Origin of the sequence: Nitrosomonas marina (assembly GCF_900110145.1) — a bacterium.
GTDB classification, from domain to species: Bacteria; Pseudomonadota; Gammaproteobacteria; order Burkholderiales; family Nitrosomonadaceae; genus Nitrosomonas; species Nitrosomonas marina.
Genome location: NZ_FOCP01000057.1, coordinates 1 through 2368, shown reverse-complemented (window position 1 = coordinate 2368; position 2368 = coordinate 1). Strand labels below are relative to the sequence as shown.

General features: G+C 45.5%; 5 protein-coding genes. All 5 read right to left on the bottom strand.

Features of this window, described 5'->3' with window-relative positions; genetic code table 11:
• Positions 1 to 326: 326 nt before the first annotated feature.
• Positions 327 to 476, bottom strand: coding sequence for a hypothetical protein (locus BMX44_RS17020; protein WP_177167803.1), 150 nt, complete (start codon positions 474 to 476; stop codon positions 327 to 329).
• Between the two features lie 3 nt (positions 477 to 479).
• Positions 480 to 617: a hypothetical protein gene (locus BMX44_RS17015; RefSeq protein WP_177167802.1), complete on the bottom strand. Its 138-nt coding sequence runs from the start codon at positions 615 to 617 to the stop codon at positions 480 to 482.
• A 4-nt stretch (positions 618 to 621) separates the two neighbouring features.
• Positions 622 to 1413: an ATP-binding protein gene (locus BMX44_RS16290; protein ID WP_090634987.1), complete on the bottom strand. Its 792-nt coding sequence runs from the start codon at positions 1411 to 1413 to the stop codon at positions 622 to 624.
• Positions 1382 to 2140 (bottom strand): YdaU family protein, encoded by a 759-nt coding sequence (locus BMX44_RS16285; protein ID WP_090634985.1) that lies wholly within the window; start codon positions 2138 to 2140, stop codon positions 1382 to 1384. The genes BMX44_RS16290 and BMX44_RS16285 overlap by 32 nt, the downstream gene beginning before the upstream one ends.
• Positions 2141 to 2186: 46 nt before the next feature.
• On the bottom strand, positions 2187 to 2368 hold a 182-nt coding region (locus BMX44_RS17010; protein ID WP_218144005.1), incomplete at its 5' end, for a hypothetical protein.

Sequence of the window (2368 nt, the reverse complement as noted above, 5' to 3'; positions counted from 1 at the left end):
AGTTTTCTTATAACCGCTCTAACAACCTGACCTACGCTTAATTTTTTTTCGCGCAACTGACGTTCTGCCGTAGCATCTGCAGGGTCAAAACTTTTCCCGTTCCAGCGCAAAAACACATATTCAGGCTTGCGACTTGGCTTTTTGAATTCCTGTTCTTTTGGTAATGCGCTCATTTCTTTCTCAACCCCGCACGCACCGCCTCTTCAAACCCAGGCTGAGTGCCCTTCCCCAACCAAAACGCAATACAGTCGTCCATGTATTCCCGCGTATGGCACTTGTTCAGGTACTCGATAGCCTCTTTCACTGTTGGCAGCCGCTTTTCCATGTCAGATTCTTTCGAACATCTTCATCAAAGAATCAAAAGCAGAATCGATTAACTCCTGCATGTCGGATTCGCACCGCTTGTTGTCGAAGTGTGCGTACACAACGACTCCCACCAATGCTGCCAACACAAGTACCAAGAAAATGATTTCCATTGCTTATTTCCTTAAAAAATCAACCAGCAAAATAACCGCTGACGTAACGCCAACAACCAACAGAAACCCGGTAACAACTGCTTCAACGTATTCGATTAATGCCGGGTCCAGGTGGTCTGCAAGCATTTCTAATTTAACCAACCGCTTACACCTGATTCCTGTAACTTTCCCAATTGAGCGTTAGCCTAATGCTTCCACCCTGGGTAAGCCGGTCGTATGCCGCGCAGCCGAGCACTTCAATCATTCCCTCACGGTCCAGATTCGTTGCCATCAACGTAGGCAATTGGTTTTCATACCTGGCATCTATTAATCGGAAAAATGCATCCTTGGCGGCCTTGGCGTCACTGCTTCGGCCTATTTCATCGATCATCAGCAGATCGACTTTTGCTAATGCTTTTAACCAGCCATCGCGCTGATCGAACCCTTTCGACCAGTATTCATCTAAGTATTCAGCAGCCTTGATACGCAGGACCGAATAGCCAGAATCGAGAACTTGCCTGCATACCGCAGTGGCCAGATGATTCTTGCCGGTACCCGGATCTCCGCACAGAAGCATGCACCCGCCTTTTTCGTGATACTCGGCAAATTTGTCTGCGTACTCACGGCACTTGGCAACGATTGAGACTTTCAGATCCGTATCCGCGACAAAGTTTTCAAACGTGCAACCAAGGAATCTTTTCGCTATGTTGCAATCCGTCAGAAGCCGCTCTGAATCGGCTATTTTTTGGCATTTTGGGCAACCACCAGGGAAATAACGGACTTCTCCAGATTCATCCTGTTTGTTAATCGGATACTCGCCGTGTTTTTCACAAAAGCGTGTCTCCAAAACAGGAAACAAGCTATTTTTCGCAACCAAGACAGTCCTCCCGTCATGCAGAAAATCACTCAATTGCGTCAAACCATGTTCACGCTGACTCGATTGCTTGGTATTTGCCATGATTACCTACTCCGTTGTTTTTAGATTTGTTTTTTGCTGAAGAGGACCTTTCTTTCGCATCAAAACGCAATTGTTCAGCATGCAACAACCATTTCCTGAACTGCGCTTGCCAGTCCGATTTCATCACCCCGTTTGCCACGTAATGAGCAATAAATTTTTCAGTTTCCTGTTCAATATCAAGGTTTTTCTGCCTTGCCATCAGCTTTGCGGCTTCATTCGGAGTAAAGCCGGGATCAATCAATTTCGACGAGAGCGAGTCGGTTTGCGAGTGGGATTCCACCTGATTACCGGGTAGTTTATTTACTCTCTCACTTAAAACCTCATTGGTTATTGGTTTACTGGTTAATGGTTCATGGTTAGGGTTTTGTTCGCTTTCGTTTTGGTTAGCGATTAAAACCGACTGGGTTTTTTTTGGCCTACCGCCTCGCTTTCCATTAGCCCTATTCCGCTCACATTTATCAGAATAGCCACTGATCTCGGTTTCGATACGTTTGTGCAGCCATCCTTTTTCAGTCGATACAAAGAAGTCATTGAACACATTTTCAAGATTTTCTTTGTGTTCGCTACCAAGTTGTAACCGTCTCAAAACCAACTGGGTTTCTTTCGGTATTGGAGATTCATCCAGGTAATACCAGTCAATTAACGTCCGGTAGATGTAATGCTCTATCGGTGTCAAATGAACCGTATCCTTTCTGTAATCAGCAATGTTGAACTGGTAGTAGTGCATAAAATCACTCTAATAATCATCGGGTACGTTCAAGCACCACCTCGGCTTATAAGGCACCCGGAATAAAAAACCCGCCACCCATCACTGGACAGCGGGTATCTCCTTTGAGCAAGAGATTAATAACCGCGCGATCTGGCGACACGCGGGACAAATGCATGCGTATATCAATTGCCGCATGCCAATTGTTCAAAAAATCCAACAAGTCATGAGCACTGACACCTATATGAT

Coding starts and splice junctions, on each gene's coding strand:
- BMX44_RS17020 (WP_177167803.1), bottom strand. CDS start 476: ATGGAAATCATTTTCTTGGTACTTGTGTTGGCAGCATTGGTGGGAGTC.
- BMX44_RS16285 (WP_090634985.1), bottom strand. CDS start 2,140: ATGCACTACTACCAGTTCAACATTGCTGATTACAGAAAGGATACGGTT.
- BMX44_RS16290 (WP_090634987.1), bottom strand. CDS start 1,413: ATGGCAAATACCAAGCAATCGAGTCAGCGTGAACATGGTTTGACGCAA.